The organism is Candidatus Enterococcus wittei, from assembly GCF_002140175.1.
Taxonomy (GTDB): Bacteria; Bacillota; Bacilli; order Lactobacillales; family Enterococcaceae; genus Enterococcus_B; species Enterococcus_B wittei.
In genome coordinates, this window is the sequence record NZ_NGMO01000004.1 from 27,997 (window position 1) to 50,174 (window position 22,178).

26 protein-coding genes are annotated in these 22,178 nt (G+C 37.5%); 1 reads left to right on the forward strand and 25 read right to left on the reverse strand.

Translation table 11 applies throughout. The features are described from left to right. Positions 1–329 precede the first annotated feature (329 nt). The 24 genes from A5844_RS11235 to fabT form a co-directional block, all read right to left on the reverse strand. Positions 330–968, reverse strand: a complete 639-nt coding sequence (locus tag A5844_RS11235; protein ID WP_086285282.1) for a hypothetical protein — start codon at positions 966–968, stop codon at positions 330–332. Positions 969–1,536: 568 nt separating this feature from the next. Further along, entirely contained in the window at positions 1,537–2,256 is a 720-nt protein-coding gene (locus tag A5844_RS11240) for a YebC/PmpR family DNA-binding transcriptional regulator (RefSeq protein ID WP_086285498.1), read from the reverse strand. Between the two features lie 123 nt (positions 2,257–2,379). Further along, positions 2,380–3,531 carry a nucleotidyltransferase gene (locus A5844_RS11245; RefSeq protein ID WP_086285283.1) on the reverse strand — a complete coding sequence of 384 codons (1,152 nt, stop codon included), beginning with the start codon at positions 3,529–3,531 and terminating at the stop codon, positions 2,380–2,382. A gap of 210 nt (positions 3,532–3,741) precedes the next feature. After that, positions 3,742–4,494, reverse strand: a complete 753-nt coding sequence (locus A5844_RS11250; protein WP_086285284.1) for a class I SAM-dependent DNA methyltransferase — start codon at positions 4,492–4,494, stop codon at positions 3,742–3,744. A 1-nt stretch (position 4,495) separates the two neighbouring features. Then, positions 4,496–4,849: a ribosome silencing factor gene (rsfS, locus tag A5844_RS11255; protein WP_306297852.1), complete on the reverse strand. Its 354-nt coding sequence runs from the start codon at positions 4,847–4,849 to the stop codon at positions 4,496–4,498. Between the two features lie 24 nt (positions 4,850–4,873). Then, positions 4,874–5,458 (reverse strand): bis(5'-nucleosyl)-tetraphosphatase (symmetrical) YqeK, encoded by a 585-nt coding sequence (yqeK, locus tag A5844_RS11260; RefSeq protein WP_086285286.1) that lies wholly within the window; start codon positions 5,456–5,458, stop codon positions 4,874–4,876. Further along, positions 5,448–6,095: a nicotinate-nucleotide adenylyltransferase gene (locus A5844_RS11265; protein ID WP_086285287.1), complete on the reverse strand. Its 648-nt coding sequence runs from the start codon at positions 6,093–6,095 to the stop codon at positions 5,448–5,450. Before A5844_RS11265 ends, yqeK begins: the two co-directional genes overlap by 11 nt. A 12-nt stretch (positions 6,096–6,107) precedes the next feature. Further along, positions 6,108–6,419: a ribosome assembly RNA-binding protein YhbY gene (gene yhbY / locus A5844_RS11270; protein ID WP_086285288.1), complete on the reverse strand. Its 312-nt coding sequence runs from the start codon at positions 6,417–6,419 to the stop codon at positions 6,108–6,110. 15 nt (positions 6,420–6,434) lie between these two features. Then, positions 6,435–7,544 carry a ribosome biogenesis GTPase YqeH gene (gene yqeH / locus A5844_RS11275; protein ID WP_086285289.1) on the reverse strand — a complete coding sequence of 370 codons (1,110 nt, stop codon included), beginning with the start codon at positions 7,542–7,544 and terminating at the stop codon, positions 6,435–6,437. Continuing rightward, positions 7,541–8,068 (reverse strand): YqeG family HAD IIIA-type phosphatase, encoded by a 528-nt coding sequence (locus A5844_RS11280; protein WP_086285290.1) that lies wholly within the window; start codon positions 8,066–8,068, stop codon positions 7,541–7,543. Before A5844_RS11280 ends, yqeH begins: the two co-directional genes overlap by 4 nt. 190 nt (positions 8,069–8,258) lie before the next feature. Further along, the gene (locus A5844_RS11285) at positions 8,259–8,993 is read right to left on the reverse strand and encodes an amino acid ABC transporter ATP-binding protein (RefSeq protein ID WP_086285291.1); all 735 of its coding nucleotides are present in this window, start codon (positions 8,991–8,993) and stop codon (positions 8,259–8,261) included. A 14-nt stretch (positions 8,994–9,007) separates the two neighbouring features. Then, positions 9,008–9,697, reverse strand: a complete 690-nt coding sequence (locus A5844_RS11290; RefSeq protein ID WP_086285292.1) for an amino acid ABC transporter permease — start codon at positions 9,695–9,697, stop codon at positions 9,008–9,010. 12 nt (positions 9,698–9,709) lie between these two features. Next, positions 9,710–10,531, reverse strand: a complete 822-nt coding sequence (locus A5844_RS11295; RefSeq protein WP_086285293.1) for a transporter substrate-binding domain-containing protein — start codon at positions 10,529–10,531, stop codon at positions 9,710–9,712. A 327-nt stretch (positions 10,532–10,858) separates the two neighbouring features. After that, on the reverse strand, positions 10,859–11,644 hold the full coding sequence (locus A5844_RS11300; RefSeq protein ID WP_086285294.1) for an acetyl-CoA carboxylase carboxyl transferase subunit alpha: 786 nt from the start codon (positions 11,642–11,644) through the stop codon (positions 10,859–10,861). Continuing rightward, a complete protein-coding gene (gene accD, locus A5844_RS11305; RefSeq protein WP_086285295.1) occupies positions 11,637–12,506 on the reverse strand; it encodes an acetyl-CoA carboxylase, carboxyltransferase subunit beta in 870 nt (289 codons plus the stop codon). The genes A5844_RS11300 and accD overlap by 8 nt, the downstream gene beginning before the upstream one ends. A gap of 11 nt (positions 12,507–12,517) precedes the next feature. Further along, positions 12,518–13,888, reverse strand: coding sequence for an acetyl-CoA carboxylase biotin carboxylase subunit (locus A5844_RS11310; protein WP_086285296.1), 1,371 nt, complete (start codon positions 13,886–13,888; stop codon positions 12,518–12,520). Between the two features lie 7 nt (positions 13,889–13,895). Beyond that, the gene (gene fabZ, locus A5844_RS11315) at positions 13,896–14,315 is read right to left on the reverse strand and encodes a 3-hydroxyacyl-ACP dehydratase FabZ (RefSeq protein WP_086285297.1); all 420 of its coding nucleotides are present in this window, start codon (positions 14,313–14,315) and stop codon (positions 13,896–13,898) included. Positions 14,316–14,334: 19 nt separating this feature from the next. Continuing rightward, complete coding sequence (gene accB / locus A5844_RS11320) at positions 14,335–14,817, reverse strand: acetyl-CoA carboxylase biotin carboxyl carrier protein (RefSeq protein WP_306297853.1); 483 nt, start codon at positions 14,815–14,817, stop codon at positions 14,335–14,337. Positions 14,818–14,819: 2 nt separating this feature from the next. Next, positions 14,820–16,055, reverse strand: a complete 1,236-nt coding sequence (gene fabF, locus A5844_RS11325) for a beta-ketoacyl-ACP synthase II (RefSeq protein ID WP_086285299.1) — start codon at positions 16,053–16,055, stop codon at positions 14,820–14,822. A gap of 14 nt (positions 16,056–16,069) precedes the next feature. Then, positions 16,070–16,807, reverse strand: a complete 738-nt coding sequence (fabG, locus tag A5844_RS11330; RefSeq protein WP_086285300.1) for a 3-oxoacyl-[acyl-carrier-protein] reductase — start codon at positions 16,805–16,807, stop codon at positions 16,070–16,072. A 10-nt stretch (positions 16,808–16,817) separates the two neighbouring features. Next, on the reverse strand, positions 16,818–17,738 hold the full coding sequence (gene fabD, locus A5844_RS11335) for an ACP S-malonyltransferase (RefSeq protein WP_086285301.1): 921 nt from the start codon (positions 17,736–17,738) through the stop codon (positions 16,818–16,820). A 108-nt stretch (positions 17,739–17,846) separates the two neighbouring features. Further along, positions 17,847–18,071 carry an acyl carrier protein gene (locus A5844_RS11340; protein WP_086285302.1) on the reverse strand — a complete coding sequence of 75 codons (225 nt, stop codon included), beginning with the start codon at positions 18,069–18,071 and terminating at the stop codon, positions 17,847–17,849. Between the two features lie 52 nt (positions 18,072–18,123). After that, positions 18,124–19,086 carry a beta-ketoacyl-ACP synthase III gene (locus A5844_RS11345; protein WP_086285303.1) on the reverse strand — a complete coding sequence of 321 codons (963 nt, stop codon included), beginning with the start codon at positions 19,084–19,086 and terminating at the stop codon, positions 18,124–18,126. A gap of 9 nt (positions 19,087–19,095) precedes the next feature. Continuing rightward, positions 19,096–19,536: a fatty acid biosynthesis transcriptional regulator FabT gene (gene fabT, locus A5844_RS11350; protein WP_086285304.1), complete on the reverse strand. Its 441-nt coding sequence runs from the start codon at positions 19,534–19,536 to the stop codon at positions 19,096–19,098. 307 nt (positions 19,537–19,843) lie between these two features. Between fabT and A5844_RS11355 the strand changes: the two genes are divergently transcribed. Then, positions 19,844–20,755, forward strand: coding sequence for a GIY-YIG nuclease family protein (locus A5844_RS11355; protein ID WP_086285305.1), 912 nt, complete (start codon positions 19,844–19,846; stop codon positions 20,753–20,755). A gap of 609 nt (positions 20,756–21,364) precedes the next feature. Here the strand turns inward: A5844_RS11355 and A5844_RS14000 are convergent. Further along, positions 21,365–22,178 (reverse strand): Cna B-type domain-containing protein (locus A5844_RS14000; RefSeq protein WP_179190595.1); only part of this gene is annotated, 814 nt, incomplete at its 5' end.

Below are 22,178 nucleotides of genomic sequence, written 5' to 3' on the forward strand. Positions count from 1 at the left end.
TTATAGCACAGACTAAGTAAAAAAATTTTCTTATTCCTTGGTTTATTTCGTATACCTTCATTTTCTTCTTCTGATTCTAGATCAAAAATAAATCATTTGATTTATAAATTTCTCTTGACTAATCGTAGGAAAGAGCGTGAAACAAAAGTATGATTTACTCTTGTTTCACGCTCTAAGTACGTATAAACGGTGGAATCAGAAACAACCCCTTCGATAATAAGCTGAAATTCACAAAAATTTGAAAAGCAATTTTCGTGAATTCCTTCTTATTTCTTGGAGTTAACCACTTCTGTCCTAGCCTCTTTTACGTGATATTTTATTTTTTCGTATCAAATAGCTAATTCAGTAGAGGGATACTTTAATTTCACAAGTGAGAGAATCATTCGCAATTCTTCTATATTTTCTGGATATTCTGGATCAAACACTTTACTATGGCGTCCGATCCCTCCATTGTCAATCAGTCGATAAATACGATTCCAATCCATAAACTGTTCAATGGTTTGGAAATTACTGATGGGATAGCCACCACTATCCAAAATTTCTGACACTCGAAAGGCAAGATAAGCACTATCAACGACTTTTTCTCTTTTAGAATCTGAATTTTTGCTTTTATCGATCAGTATTTTTTCCGGCTGATGCTTTAAGCTCCATTCTAGCAACAAAAAGAAAGCTTCCATTCGGTAATCTTCCTCAAACAACTGAAAGGCTGAATCAGAACGTCGAAAAAGTAATGGAATTAAATATTTTTTTTTATAAATCAGCATGGGCGCTCGATCGACCATACATTCTAGATAACGATTCAAATAGCCCGTACCTATATAATTTCCTAAACGATATCCTTCAACACCAAATGGTGCATATTTCTTTGCCAATTTTGAGCAGTCTGCGATATTGACCGCTAGCTCCTCAATTTTTTGGTAACCGCTTAGAATACGTTCGAAAGGCTCTAGATTAATTTTTGCTTCCATATTCTTTCCCCGCCTACATTCAAATTACTATGCGTTATTCTATCAAATTTCTGATAATTCAATAATAACACAGGTTGAAATAGAATTAAAAAGAAATCACAAAAAAATTAGAAGAATGATTAAATTAATCGTTATTCTATTTTCAATATTTTTCTAATACAGAAAGAAACACAATCAATAGCTTATTGATACACCGATTTATAAATAGCTTGATTTTTCATCTTAATAAAAGTGATTATGTAATAGTCAAAAAGATAATAATAAGATAAATCAAATTTTATCAAAAAATAACCTAGAAATTTTTTCTTTGCACTAATTAAGTGATAAAAAGAGGACGGGACAGAAGCGTCTAACTCAAAAAAATAAGAAGAAAGTCACGAAAATTGCTTTTCAAACTTTTGTGACTTTCGGCTTATTTCCGAAGGAGATGCTTCTGCTCCCGCCTTTTATATGTATTTAGAGCGTGGAATAAAAGTAAATGACACTTTTGTCCCACGCTCAAACTTTATTATACGATATTCGAGCAATTTTTTGCTTGAATCGCGCAACATTCACACTATTTTTTCGTTTAATCTTCTAACGCTACATTATGGAAGACATGTTGTACATCTTCCAGATCTTCTAAAGCATCAATCATTTTTTCAAATTGTTCTTGATCTTCTGGTGACAATGCCACTTCGTTTTGAGGAATCATTTGAATTTCAGCAATTGAAAAATCAGTGATCCCTTTTTCTTTTAATGCTTCTTGAATACTATGGAAATCAGGCACTTCTCCATACACGATGATTTGTCCGTCTTCTTCCATGACATCACGAACATCGATTTCTTTTTCCATCAAATATTCTAAAATCTCGTCTGCGTCTTCCCCATTGAAACCAAAAATAGCTGTATTATCGAACATGTAAGAAACTGCTCCAGAAACACCCATATTCCCACCATTTTTACCAAAAGCTGCACGTACATCCGCTGCTGTTCGGTTTACGTTATTCGTCAAAGTATCAACAATGACCATGGATCCACTTGGACCAAACCCTTCATAACGTAATTCTGAATAAGTTTCATCGCCAGCTCCTTTTGCTTTTTCAATCGCACGGTCGATGATGTGTTTAGGTACATTATATGTTTTAGCGCGGTCAATGACGAAACGTAGTTTTTGGTTAGCATGTGGGTCTGGGTCACCTGATTTTGCTGCTGCATAGATCTCAATTCCGAATTTTGCATAAACTCGGCTGTTGTTTGCATCTTTAGCTGTTTTTTTAGCTACGATATTTGCCCATTTACGTCCCATAGTTTCACTTCGCTTTCTGATTTTATAGATACTCTTTGATTCGTGCGGGATCACACAAAAACGTCCTGTTTCATTATACTTGTGATTCTTAGTTATGTGAAGCTTTTTTTCTTTTTGTCTCTTCTATTCAGTGCATGGCTTTCTACCAAAAACTTGTTCGGGGATAGAACCACCCAGCTGATAAATCTGATCACTGCGAACAAGCAGTTTAGCAACTTCTGCTTCTTTTTTTCCGATTTTCGCATAAATCGTATTTTTCTTTTTACTTTTTAAATATTCACGTCCTGCTTTTGTAAATCCAAGAATATGGAGATATTCTTGATTTTGTTGTTCGATCATCTCTTGTTCTTCGATATTCAGCAAGACATAGCAAGATAAACGTTGGATTCTAGTCCACGTATAGCGCTTTGTTTTGACCAAAGCGACAAATTCTGAAAAACTCTTAACTTCTTTTGCTGCTTTTTGCATTCTAGTTTCGATTCCTTCGGTCATCTGATAGATTGTCTTCAACGAGGTGGTTGTCGAAGAAAGTAATCGGTACTGCAAAAATGGCCAATAATCATCCCACGTTTGCAGACGTTCGTTTTCTAAAAAAAATGCCGTTTGTAAAGGAACAACTTCATTGATTCCACGCTTTTCCAGTAAAGCTTTACGGATGGCTGTAGCGCTAGCAATGTTTTGTCCAGATAGGTTTTCATCGTGATAGTCAGCAACTTTACGTTTTATTGGAACGATTTTCATTGGCTGTTCATAAGTAGCATTTTCTTTTGCATAACTCAATCCTAAAATATGATTAGGCGAGGAATAATCTAAAGTGATTGCTGGATATAACTGCTGAAACACTTTCGTCATTTTTTGCGGATAACTGATGGCTTGATTAGACAATTGCTGGAACGCCTGTGTAATTTCTGACTGATGAGTATGAACGAACTGACCAAAGGATTCATAATCAAATGATTCGGTATCTTCTGTACCAAAACATATGTAGTCACAATCAAGTTTTTGTAAGATGCGAATCGCTCCTTTTGCAAAATAGTCAGCCGATTGGACCGCCCACTCTACAGGTAACTCCACGACAAGATCGATTCCATTATGGATGGCGGCTTGTGTTCTTTGCCACTTATCAAGGATCGCTGGTTCTCCTCTTTGTAAAAAATTCCCACTCATCACAGCAATCACCACATCTGCTCCAGTTTGTTCTCGGGCTTTTTGTGCATGATAAAGATGACCATTATGAAATGGATTATACTCGACAACGATACCACAAGCTTTCATATGATTTTCCTCCAATCTTCTAATAAATATTGCCTATTTAGAACTAAAAAAGAAAGGTATGCAAACTTTCACATTTCCATCTTTCCTATGAAGATACAGCTCTATCGGCATTTTCAAAAAATAAGCCGGATCATCCGAAAATAGCTTATCCTATTCTCAAGATTCTTCGGCTTATTTTTGAGGTTGTAGTTTCATGCATAAGTCAGTGACTCAAATGTCCTTTTCTTCTTTATATGCAACAAAAAACCAACGTGTTGTTTCTTCATTTGGTTCTTGATCCGTAAAGTCAGCGAACACTTCTACTTTGGCAAAGCCACTGTTTTCCAACATTCTTAGATATGTTTCTAAAGGATAAGTACGTTCCTGATGCAACTCGTCCTCACGAATAAATGTCCCAGAATCTTCTTGAGATTCAACGAAAAACGTTAAGTAATGTTCAATACTATGTTTTTCTTTTCCTGCGTAACTATCCCATAAAAAAGCAAAGCTTTCACCTTGATAATGGTAGCTGTATTCAGGAAATACTTGATCGATTTGATAAACAGAATGTACATCAAATAAAAATCGACCTTCATCTTCAAGTGCTTGATAAACCTCGTCAAATACTTGTTGCACTTCCTGATCATTTTGCATATAACATAATGAATCAGAAAAACAGGTGATTGCTTGGTATTGACCACTTTCTGAGAGATCTAGCATATTTCCTTCAACGAACTGGATGGATACTTCCTCTTCATAAGCTCGTTGACTAGCAATCATCAACATTTCTTCTGAAAGATCAAGACCAGTGACTTGATAGCCATCCTTAGCGAATGCAACGGCTAAAGCGCCAGTTCCACAGGCTAATTCAAGGATATTCTTCGTTGTTTCTGGTAAATGTCTTTTGGAAAAATCCAACCATTGTTCATACAAGCTTTCATCCATAACTTCATCATAAATAAAAGCAAACGTTTCGTACGCCATTTTAATCTAACCATTCACTTAGATCGACCAATGGTGCATCCGACCATAGTTTCTCTAAGTTATAAAAGCTGCGTTCAGGCGTATGGAAAACATGGACAATGACATCGCCAAGATCGATCAGGATCCATTTTCCACCTTCTTTTCCTTCGATCCGTTTCACTTCATAGTTGTTTTCTTCTTGCTTCTCAATGATTTCTTCAGTAATTGCTTGGATCTGACGTTCACTATTGGCAGAGCAGATCATAAAATAATCTGCTAATAAAGAGACTTTACGAACATCTAATGCAAGAATATCTTCACCACGTTTTGAATCTGCTGCTTCTACAGCAATCTTTAATTGTTCTTTACTATCGATGATGGTTTCCTCCTATGTGGTTGGCTATTTTGCCACCCAACGATTATATGTTTCGATTGTTTTTGGATAAATTTTTTGCTCCTGCTCAATTAAATGAGCCAAAGTATGCTTTGTTTCAAAAGCCACGGCTTCATCTAGATCGACCATCGCAATTTCACGGGCCGCTTGTACGCCTGGAAAAGTACGTCCTGGTTCGATGTAATCTGCCACATAAATAATTTTGTCTAATAAAGTCATTTCAGCCGCTCCTGTTGTATGGACACGAATGGCTTGAAGAATTTCCTCATCCGTGATCCCTAATTCTCGTTCAACAAATGTAGCGCCAATGATGCCGTGCCAAATGGCATTGCCATACTCTAACAGTGCTGGATCAAAATGATCCCGTTTGATGACAAGAATAAATTCCTCATCTGGTCGTTCTTTTGCGTAGTCATGAGTGAGTGCGGCAATACTAGCTTTTTCAGGAGAGCAACTATACTTTTCAGCTAATGCAACAGCCATTTTCTCTACACCAAGTACATGAGTAAATCTTCGTTCACTCATTCTCATTTGAATTTTTTGCATCAAGATTTCCCTAGAATAGGCAGTATAAGCTTTACTATAGTTCATGTTGATACAAGCCTTCTTTCTGAATATACTCCATTACTTTATCAGGGATAAGATAACGAACAGAACAACCTTGTTGAATCTTTTGACGGATCTTTGTTGAACTGATGTCCATTTCTGGTACATCTACCCAAATGACAGGATAAGGAGTCGCTACGTCATATCCACGGCGACGAATCCCAACAAAGTTGACCATTGTAGCTAATTCATCGATTTTATACCATTTTGGTAGATAATCCACCATATCACCGCCAAGGATAAAGTAATAATCGGTATCTGGATTATTTTGAATCAAAGCTTTCATCGTATCATACGTGTAGCTTTTTCCTCCGCGTTCTAATTCAATCGTTTCGATTTTCAAAAAAGGATTGTCCTCGATCGCAAGTTCAAGCATGTTTAAACGATGTGAAGCTGAGATCGTCTGCTTCTCATCCACGTGCGGGGGTTGATAAGAGGGCATTAAACAGACATGATCAAGTCCTAAATTCTGTCCAGCTTGTTCGGCGATGATTAAATGAGCTAAATGTACTGGATTAAACGTTCCTCCTAAGATCCCCACTTGCTTTCGTTTTTCAAAAAGGTGAGGCATTTCTTTGGGGAACACTTGGGATCGAACATAGGATTGTGCTTGCGATTTCATCTTCGTCACTCCTTAGATTGAATTAAAATCTTTAGAAATCCGTTGGTATTTTTCTTTCGAAGAAGCTTTATACACAACAAGAACACGGCCAATAATTTGAACGACTTCACAGTCGATTTCTTTTTCAAGAACCTGTGCTACTTCTTCAGCAACTTCATCGGTATTTTGAAGCAATGAAATTTTGATCAATTCTCTTTTTTCTAACGCTTCTTCAATCTGAACAAGCATTGCTTCATTCATGCCGCCTTTTCCAATCTGAAAAATTGGTTGTAAATGGTGGGCTTGACTACGTAAAAAACGTTTTTGTTTTCCTCTTAAACTCATAGTTTTCCTTCTTCCTTAAATCAGTGCTTTTCTTTTTATCACATGTACACCTTTTGGCGCCCATCCTGCCACGACTGCTGGTTCAGTAATCGTGATCCAACCTAATCCAGCAAAAACAATATCTGTTTTTTCTTTTATAGAAAATTCAAAACGAGCAAGTTCTGGGAAGTCATTGACTTCATTTGGACGAGGTGGTTGTAATAATCCACCGACATGCTTTTTATAAAAATCATCAGCGTTAGCCAATTTCGTGCGATGCAATAAAAGATCGTTGGACACATAGGCAATAAATGAACTACGCGCACCGCTAATAAAATCAAAGCGTGCTAGTCCACCTAAAAATAGTGTTTGACCTTCATTCAATTGATAAACTTTAGGCTTGATCTCTTTCGTTGGTGCAATGATCCGCAAATCTTTTTTCCCTAAATAATGAGCCATCTGATGTCGGTGAATGATTCCGGGAGTATCGATCAAGAAATGACCATCATCTAGAGGGATTTCGATTTTATCTAGTGTAGTACCTGGGAATTGTGAAGTCGTGATGACATCCTGAATCCCTGCTGTGTTTTTGATGATTTGATTGATCAATGTAGATTTACCTACGTTGGTCACCCCAACGATATAAACGTCTCGGCCTTCACGATAATGTTCAATCGTTTTTAACAAAGCCGTCATCTCATCAGATTTTTTCGCACTAGTTAACATCACATCTACTGGTCTTAAGCCAGCTTCATGTGCACGTTCCTTCATCCATTGGATCATTTTAGATTTTTTCAATGATTTCGGCAAGATATCGACTTTATTTCCGACTAAAAGTACCGGATTATTGCCGACAAATCGATGCAATCCTGGAATCAATGAACCATTGAAGTCAAAAATATCGACAACATTTACGATCAAGGCATCCTTTTGCCCTAATTCATTTAACAAACGTAAAAAATCATCATCTGTCAATGAAACATCTTGGATTTCATTATAGTGTCTTAATCGAAAACAGCGTTGACAATAGACTTCTCCAGAAGCTAGTCCTTTTTCAAGTGCCGCTTTTGGTGTATACCCTAATTCATTCGGCTGGTCTGTCTGAATAATAGCGCCACAGCCGATACATTGTAATTCTTCGTTCATTCGATTCCACCTCGCCATTCCATATCAGGATATTTCTTTAATAAATAAGCCATGATCTTTCGTTCCCAAAACCGGTTGAATCTTGTCTTCCAACTGTCAGTTTCAACAATTGGCTTGACTAGGACACTTCGGATACCTGCGCGGTTAGCACTACGAATATCTGTCATGATCTGATCGCCTACCATGATGATTTCATCACTGGAAAAGCCTAGTTTTTTCTTGGCCTTGTTCAGTCCAATTGCCAAAGGCTTCATGGCTCTTGACACATATAAAAGATCAAATTTTTCAACTGCGCGAGCTACCCTTTTTGAATTATTGTTCGATACGACAACAACAGGTATACCAGCATTTCGCATCTCTAAAATCCAGCTGAACAATTCTTCCGTTCCGTCAGGATTGTTCCAGGCAATCAATGTATTATCAAGATCAGTCAATACTGCTTTGATCCCTAACTTCTTTAGTTGTGCAGGGGTAATTTTATAGACGGCTTCGACCATCCATGTAGGTTTATAGTTTAAAAACATTTTTTCTCCTCATCTGCAAAAAATGAAGGAGCACGTTAAGTACTCCTCAACCCCATATTATACTGTATATTTTCAAAAAAAACTACCACTATACACGAAACATCTTCAAATGCTTTTCTATATATAAAAAAAACACACTTGAAAAAAATCTTTCCAAGTATGTCCTTTTTTAATGAAACACTTACAGTCATCAAAGGACTTTTGCTAAAAAATCGATAGTTCGTGAGTTTACAGTCTCTTGAAATACTTCTCTGGGTGTCCCTTCTTCGATGATTTTTCCATCATCCATAAAGAGGATCCGATCGCCTACTTCTTTAGCAAAGCCTATTTCATGCGTCACAATGATCATGGTCATCCCTTCTTTTGCTAATTCTAACATGACAGATAATACTTCCCCTACCATTTCTGGATCAAGTGCCGAAGTTGGTTCATCAAAGAGCATCACATCGGGTTGCATCGCTAGTGCGCGAGCAATCGCGATCCTTTGTTGTTGCCCACCAGATAATGACTGTGGATAATCTTGCTCTTTATTAGACAAACCTACTTTTTTTAATAGGTTGCGTGCAATAAGTTCTGCTTCCTTTTTAGGCATTTTTTTCACTTTGATAGGAGATAAAGTGATATTTTCTAAGACCGTCATATTTGGAAACAAATTAAACTGTTGGAATACCATGCCCATTTTTTCTCTTGTTTTAAAGATATCATTTTTCTTATCTGTGATATCTATCCCTTCAAATTCTATCGATCCTGAAGTAGGTATTTCTAATAAGTTTAAACACCGTAGCAAGGTACTTTTTCCCGAACCAGATGGCCCTAGGATCACCACGACTTCCCCAGCATGAATCGTAGCTGAGATATCTTTGAGTACCTTTGTTTCGGCAAACGATTTACTTAAATGTTTGATTTTGATCAATGATTCTTTCATTTATTTCTAATCCCCTATCTTTGATACCCTTTTCCTAATTTCTTTTCCCATTGGTTCAACAATCTTGATGTTATAAACGTCATGATAAAATATAAAGCTGCAGCGATAAAATAAGGTTCCAAAGGGATATAGGAATTCGAGATCACGATTTGTGAAGCACCCATCAATTCATTGATCCCGATCACCGTCAACAAAGAAGAGTCTTTGATTAATGTGACAAATTCGTTGCCAAGTGGTGGTAGGCAATTTCTTAATGCTTGAGGAAAAATGACGTAACGCATGGCTTGAGTAGGACGTAGCCCTAGTGAATAAGAAGCTTCTGTCTGTCCATAATTCACAGCCGTGATTCCCCCACGAATGATTTCCGCGACATAGGCACCAGAGTTCAATGATAAGACGATGATCCCTGGAATTAACCGACCTAAATCGATTGTCAAGATTCCGATAGCAATATCGTGAGCTGAAAAAAAAGGTTGTAACATCAAGAAACCAATCATGATTTGTAATAACATTGGCGTACCTCTTAATACTTCAATATAGATGTTCGCTATCCAATTCAATGGTTTGGATTTTGATTGTTTCATTAAAGCCATCAATAAACCAATCATTGTACCTAAGAAAACGGTAAGAATAGAAATGAAGATCGTCACTACCGCACCTGAAAGAAAATATGGTAAATACTTGTCTAAAAATGAAAAATTCATTATTATTTCCCTCTATTCTGCGGCTTTTTGTTCAGCCAATTCATGATTTTTTTTGATAAATCCATCGATTTTTCCTTCATCACCTAATGTTTGAATCAGCTGATTCAATTCTTTTTGTACCGTTGTACTGCCTTTCGGTAAAGCAATCGCAAAAGCTTCATCTGATGATTGTTTCAATGGGATTTCCGCAATCATCAGTTCAGGATTTTGTGCAATATATGATTCAGCGATCGTCTGCTCTACCACTAATCCATCAAGTGAACCTTGCTTGGTTTCAATGACCATATTTGGGACTTTATCAATCGAAACTAGTTTTGCCTCTTTGAGTTGGTCTGTGATAACTGCTTCTTGAATAGAACCTTTTTGTGCGCCGATACTTTTTCTTGCTAAGGCTTCAACACTAGTATATTTTTCTTTATTTTTTTTGTTGATCATGATCACTTGAGGCGGATTGTAATAATTATCTGTAAAATCAAATTGAGTCTTACGTTCATCCGTTGCTGATATGGCTGATATAGCCATATCAACTTTTCCTTCCTTTAATGATGCTAGGACAGTATTAAAACTCATATCTGAAATCTCTAAATCCACCCCAAGTTGATTCGCGATTTCTTTAGCTAAATCAATATCCGAACCAACGATTTTATCTTTACCATCAACCATCGTATGAAATTCAAAAGGAGCATAATCAGCAGAAGTTGCCACTTTTAATACTCCACGCTCCTTGATTGTTGCTAATTCATCCGTTGCAGCTTTGGTTTCATTATTGCTCCCACATGCCCCTAATACAAAACTCATAATAATAAGTGAAATAATTCCTACAATTTTTTTCATTTTCTCTCCCCTTATCCATTTTTCGGTTAAGTTATTATAGCATGAAATTTTCAAAAAAAAAGATATTTTTGTATATTTATTTAAAATAACCAGTAATAATTTATAAATAATGAATATAAAGAATAGAATAAGAATATTTATATCAATCGATTAATAATAAAATGAAAAAAAGAGGAGCGACTGCAGTCACTTCCTCTTTCTCAATGAAAATAAATGGGCTATAAATTCTATTTTTTAAACTAGTACTCAAGTAAATCATTCACCGTAGCTAAAAATAATGGTATTCATCACTCACCTATAAAGGTTAGGAGCCTTCTACCTATTTTTTTAAAACTTCCGAAATCGTTGATAACGTCGCTCAATTAATTCTTCTGTTGAATACTGGCAAAGTTCTGTTAGTTTTTCAATCAACGCTTTTTGCATCATGCGACTGACTTTTTCTTTACTGATCACTTCACCATTAAATGTTTCCGGTATGACACGGTCAATGACATTTAATGACAGTAAATCCGCTGCAGCAACTTTCATCAACTCAGCTGCCTCTGCTGCTCGACTGCCATCTTTCCAAAGAATCGATGCAAAACCTTCTGGGGATAGGACTGCATAGATCGTCTGTTCTAACATCCAGACTTCATCCGCCAAAGCTAAAGCAAGTGCGCCTCCGCTGCCTCCTTCACCGATGATGATTGCAATGATCGGTACTGTCAAATCTGACATTTCTAAAAGATTTCGAGCAATTGCTTCACCTTCCCCACGCTCTTCTGCGCCAACACCGCAATAGGCTCCTGCTGTGTTGATCAACGTGATTACTGGACGGTTGAACTTTTCTGCTTGCTTCATTAAGCGCAAGGCTTTACGATAACCTTCTGGATGAGGAGAACCAAAATTTCTACGTATATTTTCTGGTAAATCTCGTCCTTTTTGAATACCAATCACCGTTACTGGCTTGCCAGCTAATGTCGCCACACCGCCAACGATTGCTTCATCATCTCCAAATAACCGATCCCCATGGAATTCTTGAAATCCTTCGAAAATCGATTCAAAAAAATCGAGACTCGTCCAACGATCTTTTGCTCGTGCCAGTTGGACGATTTCATGAGCTGTTTTATTCACGTTCGACCCAACCTTTCTGCGTATGCCATTCAAGAAGTTGATGGATGGTTGCTTTTAATTCTTTTCTAGGAACGATCTTATCTACAAAACCATGTTCCAATAAAAATTCTGCTTTTTGGAAATTATCTGGTAATTCTTGTTTGATCGTTTGTTCGATCACTCGTCGTCCTGCAAATCCGATTAAACTTTGTGGTTCGGCTAAGATAATATCTCCTTCCATAGCAAAACTTGCGGTCACACCACCTGTTGTCGGATCTGTTAAGACCGTTAAATAAAACAAGTGCCGGTTGCTATGGCGTTTGACAGCTGCTGAGATTTTTGCCATTTGCATGAGAGAAAAAATCCCTTCTTGCATTCGTGCGCCTCCAGATGCTGTAAATAGCACGACTGGAAGATTTTCTTTTGTGGCACGTTCAAATAGACGTGTGATTTTTTCACCAACAATCGTCCCCATACTACCCATGATGAAATTAGGATCCATCACGCCGATTGCAAATGGCAATCCTTCAATCGTTGCTTTTCCAGTTAATACTGCTTCGTGCAGTCCAGTTTTTTCCTGCATACTTTTTATTTTTTCTTGGTACTTAGGGAAATCTAAAGGATCTTCTGTCACTAGATCTGTATCCCATTCTTCTAAACTTTTCTCATCAATGATCAGCGCTAATCGTTGCCAAGCACCAATTCGAAAATTATAGCTGCAATGTGGGCATACTTTTTCTTCACCAATGTCTTTTGTATAAATCGTATGTTTACAATTTGGACATTTCGCCCACATATTATCGGGAATCGACGGCGCATTTTCCGGCTTGGCTTCTCGATTAGGATTGATTCGAATGTATTTTTTTTTCTTGAATAAAGCCATCTATTCGTCTCCTATATCTCCGTTTCGGGAGTCCAATTTGGTAAAAATTCTTCTTGTAAGAATGCTGTACTGTAGTCCCCAGCAATAACTGATGGATGACTGATCAAATCCATTTGGAATTCTGCATTCGTAATGACACCATCAGTGAAGATCTCACTCAATGCACGTTGCATTTTCATTAATGCTTCAAAACGTGTATTCCCATGGACGATCACTTTTGCGATCATCGAATCATAATAAGGTGGTATCGTATAGCCTGAATAAACAGCACTGTCTACTCGTAGCCCCATCCCTCCGGCTGGTAGAAGTAAGTTATGAATGGTACCTGGTGATGGTGCAAAGTGAAAAGCAGGGTTTTCTGCATTAATACGACATTCAATTGCATGACCTTGAAATACAACTTCTGATTGTTTGATTTCTAAAGGTTCCCCTGCCGCAATCTCAATTTGTTTTTTCACCAAATCAATTCCTGTGACCATTTCAGTTACCGGATGTTCCACTTGGATACGTGTGTTCATTTCCATAAAGTAGAAATGACCCGATTCATCCATCAAAAACTCAATGGTTCCAGCATTTTCATAATTGACCGCTTGTGCTGCACGTACAGCCGCTGCTCCTAACATATTCCGTTTTTCGTCTGAAATCACGACTGATGGTGATTCTTCCAATACTTTTTGATTATTTCTTTGAAGTGAGCAGTCTCGTTCTCCAAGATGGATGACATGACCAAAACGATCTCCTAAAACTTGTACTTCTATATGTCTAGCTGGATAAATGATTTTTTCTAAATACATTTGATCATTGCCGAAAGCTGCTGCTGCTTCTTGTTGTGCAGATGAAAAATGTTGAGGTAATTCTTCCTTCGATAAAACTTTACGAATCCCTTTACCACCACCGCCTGCTGCTGCTTTCAGCATGACAGGATAGCCGATACTTTCAGCTACTTCTAGTGCTTCTTCTACGGTCGAAATCATCCCATCGCTTCCAGGAATCACCGGCACATCTGCTTCTTGCATCAACTGTCGGGCATTGATTTTATTTCCCATGGCATCGATTGTTTCACTTTTTGGTCCAATAAAGACAATATTACATTCCTCACACATTGATGCAAACCGACTATTTTCAGACAGAAAACCAAATCCTGGGTGAATCGCTTCAGCTTTTGTCACGATAGCTGCACTAAGGACTTCTTGGACATTCAAATATGAATCCGTTGCTTTAGCTGGTCCGATACAAATTGCCTCATCTGCCAACTGAGTATGCAAAGCCTCCTCATCAGCTTCAGAGTATACGGCAACAGTTTGGATTCCTAGTTCTCGACAGGCACGGATGATCCGCACCGCTATTTCGCCACGATTAGCGATCAAAACTTTTGAAAACATAACTCACCTATCCAATCATAAAGGTTAATTCCGCTTCGGCAACTTTTTTGCCATCCACTTTTGCAATTCCTTTGCCAATTCCTGCAGAAGATTTGATTTTAGTAATCTCAACTTCCAAGTATAATGTATCTCCTGGTGTGACTTTTCGACGAAACTTAGCTTTATCTAATCCACCAAAATAAGCTGTTTGTCCTTTGAACTGTTCTAATGACAATAAAGCGACTGCTCCTGCTTGAGCCATTGCTTCCACGATCAACACTCCGGGCATAACAGGTTCTTCAGGAAAATGTCCTTGAAAGAAGGGTTCGTTGATAGTCACATTTTTCTTTGCAATGATCCGTTCCCCTGCCACCATTTCTTCCACACGGTCAATCAGTAGTAATGGATAACGATGCGGGATAATCTTTTTGATTTCTTGAATATTCATTTACATATCGCTCCTTAGCTTATTTTGGTTGAATGATAAAGAGAGGTTGTCCATATTCTACGACTTCTTCATTCTCGATCAAGATCGAAACGATTTCTCCATCCACTTCACTGGTCACTTCATTCATTAATTTCATTGCTTCAATGATACAAATGACCTCTCCTTTTGCTACATGATCGCCAACTTTTTTAAAAGCTGGCTTATCTGGTGAAGGATGTAGATAAACAATTCCAACAATCGGTGATTTGATCTGTAAACCGTCAACGGTCTCCTTTGTTTCAACTTCAGTTTGTAAAGGAGCCACTTCTGTTACTGCTGCTTGTGGTTGTTTTACTTCTATTGGTGATTCGGAAATTGCTTGAGTCGGTGACTCGTGGATCATTCCTCGGCTTGTTTCATTTTTATTCATATATAATTCAAACTGACCATCTCGTAGATCAAACTCTGTTAAAGTCGATTGATCGAACTGACTGACTAATTCTTTAATCTCATTGATTTGCAACATTATTCCTCCCAGCGTTTCATACATAAAACAGCATTATGGCCGCCAAAACCTAACGAATTACTCATCGCATAAGTCAAGTTGGCAGGTCTGCTTTCGTTGATGACAACATTTAAATCAATTGTCGGATCTTGTTTCTCCACATTGATATTTGGTGGAATAAACTGATGTTCTAAAGCTAATAGCGTAGCCAATGCTTCAATTCCACCAGCTGCTCCTAAAAGATGTCCTGTCATTGATTTTGTGCTACTGACATAGGTTTCTTTAAAGGATTCACCTAAGGCAAGTTGGATGGCTTTCGCTTCTGCTTGATCATTTGCAGGTGTACTTGTCCCATGGGCATTGATGTAACCTACTTCTTGTGGCTGGATCCCTGCTTCTTCCATCGCTAATTTCATTGCTTTAGAAGCCCCTGAACCATCTGGTGTTGGTGCAGTCATATGGTAAGCATCACAATTAGAGCCATAACCAACAACTTCTCCATAGATTTTTGCACCTCTTGCTTGGGCATGCTCCAAAGATTCAAGTACTAAGACACCCGCACCTTCTCCCATCACAAAACCATTACGTGCTTCATCAAATGGAATAGAGCCACGGTTAGGATCTGTTGCATCAGATAAAGCAGTCAATGCTGCAAATCCTGCAATTCCCATCTCACAGATAGTTGCTTCTGTTCCGCCAGCGAGTATCACATCTGAATAGCCATGTTTAATGTTACGAAAAGCCTCTCCAATGGCATTCGTTCCACTGGCACAAGCTGTAACGATTGCTGTACAGATTCCTTTCGCCCCCACTCGTAATGCAATGTTACCAGCAGCCATATTGGCAATTGCCATTGGCACGAACATTGGTGATACACGTTTTGCCCCTTTGTCGTGTAAGCGAATGACTTGATTTTCGATCGTAGGCAAGCCACCGATCCCAGAACCGACGATTACTCCAAAACGATCTTGATCGATTTTTTCTTTTTCAATCCCACTCATCGTCATTGCTTCTAAAGCTGCGTAGATACCATAAATAGAAAACATATCCATCCGTTTGCTGTCTTTTTTGATAAAGTATTTATCGAATGGAAAATCTTTGACTTCACCTGCTAATGTAATCCCTGTATCCGTTGCATCAAATTTAGTGATCGGTCCGATTCCATTTGTTCCAGCTTGTAAACTTTCTAAGAAACTATCCGCATCATTGCCGATTGGCGAAGCAACGCCATAGCCTGTAATTACTACTCGATTCATTGTGTTTTCCTCCCCTATCCGTGCATGACTAATCCGCCATCAACATTGATCACTTGTCCAGTGATGTATGAACTCTTCGCTAAAAAAAGCGCAGTTTCAGCGATGTCTTCTACTCGACCAAAATGTTGCATGGGAATTTGTTTTTCTGCTTGTTCTTTGACCTTTTCTGATAAGACATCCGTCATCTCTGTGGTAATAAAACCTGGTGCAATCGCATTACATGTGATTCCTCTAGTGGCAACTTCTCTTGCCACTGATTTCGTGAAGCCCACCACACCAGCTTTACTCGCCGCATAATTTGCTTGTCCCAAGTTACCGATTAATCCAGAAACACTGGACAAATTGATGATCACGCCTTCTCGTTTCTTCATCATTTTTTTCAGTACATGCTGTGTCATATTAAAAGTTCCTGTTAAATTGATATCCAGGCATTTTTTGAAATCATCTGCATCCATCCGTAGCACAAGTTTATCATTGGTGACTCCGGCATTATTCACTAGGATATCGACTGAACCTAGATGTGTTTCTGCTTCTTTAATCATTTCTCCGGCTTTTTCATAATCAGAAATATCGCCTGAGATCCCTACGCATTCTACACCAAATGTTTTGATGGCATTGATTTTTTCAGGAGAAATCTCCTTACGACCATTTAGGATGATATTTGCACCAGCCTTCGCAAATGCAATCGCAATCGCCTCTCCGATCCCTCTTGTACTACCAGTAATAAATACATTTTTCCCAGTTACATCCATGACATACCTCCTAAGTTAGTTTTTCTATTGTTTCATCAAATGTTTGTTGATTTTCTACACGTAGAACTGGGATCGTTTTGTCGATTTTCTTCATAAATCCACTCAATACTTTTCCTGGACCTACTTCTACGACTTGTTCGATTCCTAATGTTTTTAATCGTTCAATTCCTTCATAAAAACGAACAGGCTTCATCACTTGTTGTTCCAATAATACTGGAATCCGTTCTTTTGTCATGATTTCTGTCGTCGTATTGCTGATCACAGGGATCATAGGTTCAGTGAACACAAGCTTTGAAAGCTCTTTTGCTAATTGCTTCGAAGCAGGTTCTAATATAGCTGTGTGAAAGGGGCCACTGACATTCAGCGGTATCATTCTTTTTATCCCTTGTGCTTTTAATAAAGCGACTGCTTCGTCTACTGCTCGTTCGTCGCCTCCGATGACGATTTGCTGTGGCGTATTATAGTTTGCGGGAGAGACGATACCAAATGCTTGAGCTTCTTTACAACACTGTTCAATGACGGCAACAGGTGCACTCATCACGGCAACCATTTTACCGCTACCAGCTGGAGCAGCTTCTGTCATATATCTTCCTCTCTTTTCAACTAAAGCCACTGCTTCAGGAAAAGAAAGGGCACCGCTTGCTACTAACGCTGAATATTCTCCTAAACTTAGACCTAAAACAGCTGCTGGCGAGATCCCATGCTCTTTCAACAAACGATAAAAAGCGATACTAACGGTTAAAATAGCGGGTTGTGTATACTGTGTTTGATTTAGTTGATCATTTTCTACAAAACATAATGTTGCCATATCATAACCTAAAATCTCACTTGCTTCGTCAAATGTCTGTTTGACAATGGGTTCATGATAAAGTTCCTGACCCATTCCTTGGTACTGAGCGCCTTGCCCACTAAATAAAAATGCAGTTTTCATATTCTTCTCCGTTATGTTCAGAATTGATAAATTTCTTCAACTGATTTAAAAAAGGCCAAGACATTCCTTTTTAGGAAAATGTCCCAGCCCCCAACCTAATCTTGATGATTATGCAGTTTGTTTTTCAACATATGTGACTAAATCTTGAACCGTCTTGATTCCATCTTCGGTTTCGATCTTCACATCAAATTCATCTTCGATTTCATTGATAATTTGGAATAAGTCCAAGCTGTCAGCTTCTAAATCTTCTTGGATGTTTGTCGTTAATTTGATTTCTTCAGTGTCTTTTCCTAATTCTTCTGCGATAATTTCTTGAATTTTTTTGAATACCATATGATTATTCCTCCGATAATATATCTAGTTTATATTTTTAATTTTTATCAGTTTATAGTTTCATGAGAATACTTCCCCATGTTAATCCTCCACCATAACCTGTAAATACTATTTTCTGTTTTTGTCCTAAAATAATCTTTCCATCTCTAACAGCTTCATCCAGTAGAATAGGGATACTGGCTGCGGATGTATTCCCATATTTGTCCATATTCGTCAAAAATTTTTCTTGGGAAATCTTCACTTTACGAGCAATTTTTTCAATGATCCTTAGGTTTGCTTGATGCAAAAGTAAATAATCAACGGATACATCTTTTGTGATTTCTTTGATGTTCAACGCCACATCACGTACAGCAAAGTCAAAAATATCCCGCCCTACCATCTTTAAATAGTAAGAACCTTCTGAATCTTCTGTATACAGTGGTGACTGATTTGGATGATATCCAGCAGTTAAAGAGTTTCCCCTTGTACCGTCTGCCGCCAGATGTTCTCTTAACAACTTTCGCTGAGAACCAGCTTCTAATAATACACCGCCGGCACCATCCCCGAACAAGACAGCAGTCGCTCGATCTGACCAATTAATCAACTTCGATAGTGTTTCTCCTCCAATGACTAAACCTCTCATTGATCCGCACCGTATCAACTTTTCAGCTACACTCAACGCATACACAAATCCTGAACATGCGGCACTAATATCAAAAGATAAGGCCTTCGATGCACCTAATCTTCCTTGGACCTGGACTGCAACTGATGGAGTCGTATAGTCTGGCGACATCGTAGCCACAATAATAAAGTCAATTGTCTGGGGTTCTATATTCTTTTGCGCAAGTAACTTTGTGGCGACCATATAACACAGATCAGAGGTCTCTTGGTCTGTCACACAGCGCCTTTGTCTGATTCCTGTTCTGGATGAAATCCATTCATCTGAAGTGTCCATCATTTTAGAAAGGTCATCATTTGTGACAATCTTTTCTGGGAGGACACTTGCTGTAGCTGTAATCGTTCCAAATTGTTCCATTAAGCATCCTCACTTGTAATCTCGCAAGAAGTCATGCAAGTTTTTCAATGCGGCCAGCAAAGCTTGTTGTTCTTCAGTAGCCATTCCATCCATAATGTTTTTGACCATTTCACGATGAAAATGTTGATGTACGCGGAATAACAGTTTTCCTTTTTTAGTTAAACCGAGTTTTACCACGCGTCGATCATCTTCACTACGAATCCGCTCAACATAGCCTTTCCTTACTAACTTGTTGATAGCAGTGGTCAAGGTTCCAACAGTAATCGACAGTTCTTTGGCTACTTCTGAAGTCGTTTTTTTCTTGTACATACCGATTGCCTCGATTGTATGCATCTCTGTGATCGATAAATCATTAAATTGAGATTTCTTTAATTCAGATTCTTCGATCGTCAAAATATCGTTGAAGACACTCACGAGATAATCGTTTACTGTTTTAAAATCTGGTTCCATGTTCCACCATCCACTAAATTAGTTTGATTATCAAATCTTTTGATGTTCAAACTATATCTTAACTTTTTCAAAAATGCAACCTAAAAAAACGATTTTTTCAAATTATGAAATTTTTTTAATATTTTTTTCATTTGAAAAAGCTATTAATACAAGTTATTTCTATATAAAAATTAAAATTTATGTATAGCGAAAATATTTTGATTATCAAAGTATTCTGATAGGGATTATTCAATCAATCATGATCAGAGTTGTGTATTTTGATTTTTCTGTTATAATTCATCTGACTCTAAGTACTAAAGGAGCACGTATGGACTTAAAAGAAAAAGTAAAAAATCTTCCCTTACTGCCCGGTGTTTATTTGATGAAAAATATCAAAGGGGAAATCATTTATGTAGGAAAAGCGAAAAATTTAAAAAATCGAGTAAGTTCTTATTTCCGTCAAAATAAACAACACACGAAAAAAGTTCTGCGAATGATTCGTTCCATCGATGATTTTGATGTGGTCATCGTGGATACAGAATTAGATGCACTATTGTTAGAGTGTCAGTTGATTCAACATTATCGACCACTTTATAATCGTCAAATGAACTATTTTAACAATTATAATTACGTACATATTCATGATGACGGTTTTTCCCTTTCTAACACGCCAACCTCTCGCACTTACGGGCCTTTTCGCCTTTATAAAAAAATGCCAGAGATCTTACGTATCATAGAAGAGAATTACCAAATGCCTTGGTTACCTGAAATCACTCACTTAGCTTTACAGATCCAACTTCCTGAAATGCAGAATTTCACCTTTGAACAAAAAAAGAAAGAGATCCAAGGGTTATTACAAGGACGGAATAAAAAATTGTTAAAATATTTGAAGAAACGTCAACAACATTTTGTTACCCAATTGAATTTTGAGAAAGCGGCATTACTGCAACATGATATTGAATTGATCACTTACTTTACCCGAAGAATCCAAGAACAAAAAAAATTTCTTAGAACCCCTCGTATCACATTTAGTCTTCCATTGCCTTCAGACGAAAAGAAATTGAAACATTATTTGATTTGCTACGGACAAGTTGCTGATACTGCAATCACCGATCTTGATCAAGAGCCGTATTTTTATTCCGAAAGAAGTAATTCGTTATCGTTGAGAAGACAACTTTCCAAAGAAGAAATTGATCCTGTCCTCATTTTGATCAGTTATCAACGTAATTTAACAAGATAATGTATAAAAAAAGAGTCTGGGAATCCAGCTCTTATTTTTTTGATGTTGGTGGATCCCACCGACGGCTTTTTTATTGAGAAATAAGAATAGAAAAGACACTTTGAGTACCTAGGAATTACTCCCACTTAGCTACACCTAATGATCCTTAACATTTGAAACAGAACTTCTTTTAAAAAGTTTTTTCTAAAAAAAACGTCCTCCTTCATAGATACTCTAATGGTCCATTCTAGAACATCTAAATCACATGAAAGCTTAAAAAAATACTTGTGAATTCCGAAATTTTTATAATTTTACATTAGAGACCATGATTTGACATAGAAAAGCTTTACTCATAAAAAATAGGCTGGAATAGAAGTGGTTAACTCTGAGAAATAAGAAGGGATTCACGAAAATTGCTTTTTCAATTTTTTATGAATTTCAACTTATTATCGAAGGAGTTGCTTCTGATTCCGCCGTTTATACGTATTTAGGAGCGTGAAACAAGAGTAAATCATACTTTTGTCCCACGCTCCTAATCATTCTAAGTTTTCTCGTCACCAAAATCAATTGACAAAGAGACTATTTATTCTACAAAAAACGAATTTTTTTAATTCTTCTATTTCCAATTAATCATTGATCTTTTCGAATCTTTTTCTTTTGATAAAAATAATACATGCTAATTGTCAATAGAACGATTAAACCAGCTACCATCATCCATACAGCTCTTTGCTCACCTGTTTTTGGTAAATATCTTTTAAGTGCGCTTGGCGTTTTAGGTTGATTTGTTGCTTTAGCTTCACTAGGTGTTTTTGGGTTATTTGTTGTTTTATATCCACTAGGTGTTTTGGGTTCTTTAGGAGTATTAAAAGTATGGGTATTCGTGATTAACAAGTTACCCGTATTTTCTCCTGTAATCGTTGCTGTATACCCATCAGCTACATCTACTTCTTTAATAGAATATTGGATGGCTTTTCCATCTTTATCTCTTGCTTCCAGTTCTTTCCAAGAGTACATCCAATTTCCTTTTTCAGTCAATTCAACAGGCTGCCCTTGTTTTTCTCCGTTGGCATACAATTGAATCTTGATACTATCTGGACGGATACCAGCTTGGTTATTTTTGTCTTCCCAATGTTTTACCACCGTTCCACTAATTTTACCAGGATTATACGTATTTGTAATATTGAAACCTTCAATCTCGGTTGTATAATTTTCTACGGCATTTTCAGTAATTGTATAAACGATTTCTTTTCCGTCTTTGTATTTTGGTAGATTCTGGAATTCATAGCTCCACCCGTCGTTTTCAGTGACGGCTTTAGTTGCGATTTGTTCACCATCCGCTAACAGATTCACTGTGATGCTGTCTGGACGTTTGCCATCTTGATTATTAGCGTCATCCCAAGTTTTTGTCCCTTTTACTTCCGTTGTTTCAGGAGTGTGGTGGTTT